General features: G+C 63.8%; 1 protein-coding gene. It reads right to left on the bottom strand.

Going from position 1 to position 1,909, the window contains the following annotated elements; genetic code table 11:
* Positions 1–13: 13 nt before the first annotated feature.
* A complete protein-coding gene (arc, locus tag ETD83_RS41585) occupies positions 14–1,777 on the bottom strand; it encodes a proteasome ATPase (RefSeq protein ID WP_138650728.1) in 1,764 nt (587 codons plus the stop codon).
* Positions 1,778–1,909 lie beyond the last annotated feature (132 nt).

Raw genomic sequence — 1,909 nt, 5'->3', positions numbered from 1 at the left:
GCGGGTGGTCGGGTCAGAGGTACTGGCCGGTGTTGGCGACGGTGTCGATGGACCGGCCGGCTTCGGCGCCCTTGGTTCCGGAGACGAGGGTGCGGATGTAGACGATCCGCTCGCCCTTCTTGCCGGAGATGCGGGCCCAGTCGTCGGGGTTGGTGGTGTTGGGGAGGTCTTCGTTCTCGCTGAACTCGTCGACGCAGGCGGCGAGGAGGTGGTTGACGCGAAGACCTTTCTGGCCGGTGTCGAGGAATTGCTTGATGGCCATTTTCTTGGCGCGGTCGACGATGTTCTGGATCATGGCGCCGGAGTTGAAGTCCTTGAAGTAGAGGACTTCCTTGTCGCCGTTGGCGTAGGTGACTTCGAGGAAGCGGTTCTCCTCGGTTTCGGCGTACATCCGTTCGACGGTGCGCTGGATCATGGCTTCGACGGTGGCTTCGTTGGAGCCGGAGTGTTCCTTGACGTCGTCGGGGTGGAGTGGGAGTCCGCCGAGGATGTACTTGGAGAAGATGTCCTTGGCGGCTTCGGCGTCGGGCCGTTCGATCTTGATTTTGACGTCGAGCCGGCCGGGGCGCAGGATCGCGGGGTCGATCATGTCCTCGCGGTTGGAGGCGCCGATGACGATGACGTTCTCGAGTCCTTCGACGCCGTCGATCTCGCTGAGGAGCTGCGGGACGATGGTGTTCTCGACGTCGGAGGAGACTCCGGATCCGCGGGTGCGGAAGATGGAGTCCATCTCGTCGAAGAAGACGATGACGGGGGTTCCGGCGGACGCCTTTTCGCGGGCGCGCTGGAAGACGAGGCGGATGTGCCGTTCGGTTTCGCCGACGTACTTGTTGAGGAGTTCGGGGCCCTTGATGTTGAGGAAGAAGCTCTTGCCTTCCTGGCCGGTCCTCTCTGCGACCTGTTTGGCGAGGGAGTTGGCGACGGCCTTGGCGATGAGGGTCTTGCCGCATCCGGGCGGGCCGTAGAGGAGCACGCCCTTGGGGGGCCTGAGCTGGTGCTCGCGGAAGAGGTCGGCGTGCAGGTAGGGCAGCTCGATGGCGTCGCGGATCATTTCGATCTGGGAGCCGAGGCCGCCGATCTCGTTGTAGGAGATGTCGGGGACCTCTTCGAGGACGAGCTCTTCGACCTCCGCCTTGTGGATCTTCTCGTAGGCGTATCCGGAGCGGGGTTCGAGCATGAGGGAGTCGCCCGCGCGGAGGGGGACTCCGCGGAGCGGTTCGGCGAGCTTGACCACGCGTTCTTCGTCGGCGTGGGCGATGACGAGGGCGCGTTCGCCGTCGTCGAAGAGTTCTTTGAGCATGACGACTTCGCCCTGCTCTTCGAACTTGAGCGCTTCGACGACGTTGAGGGCCTCGTTGAGCATGACTTCCTGGCCGCGCTGGAGTTCGTCGACGTCGACGGCGGGGCTCACGTTGACGCGGAGTTTGCGTCCCCCGGTGAAGATGTCGATCGTTCCATCGTCGCGGGCTTCGAGGAAGACGCCGAACCCGGATGGTGGTTGTGCGAGCCTGTCGACCTCCTCCTTGAGCGCCACGATCTGCTCGCGAGCCTCTTTGAGGGTCGCTACGAGACGCTCGTTCTGACCGGTTACGGCGGCCAGGTTGGCCTGTGCCTCATGGAGGCGTTCTTCCAGAACACGTACTTGGCGCGGGGATTCCGCGAGCTTGCGGCGCAGCACGGAGATCTCCTCCTCCAGGAAGGAGATCTGCGTTTGGAGGTCTCTGACCTCCTTTTCGTGCTGCGCCCTTCGCGCCCCTGCATCGTCACGAGCGGCCACGCCCCGTCACCTCCTCACGAAGAGAGCCGACGACCTACTGAGACCCTACCTATCTGGAGGGCTTCCGTAACCTGCCCATTCGGTGTTCGTGTCGTGCGGGGGTCTTCCGGGAGGGTTGGGAGGGGTGCTGTG

The sequence above is a fragment of the Actinomadura soli genome, assembly GCF_005889715.1.
GTDB classification, from domain to species: domain Bacteria; phylum Actinomycetota; class Actinomycetes; order Streptosporangiales; family Streptosporangiaceae; genus Spirillospora; species Spirillospora soli.
The sequence above is the reverse complement of the archived record's forward strand: the minus strand, read 5'-3'. Positions and strand labels throughout refer to the sequence as shown.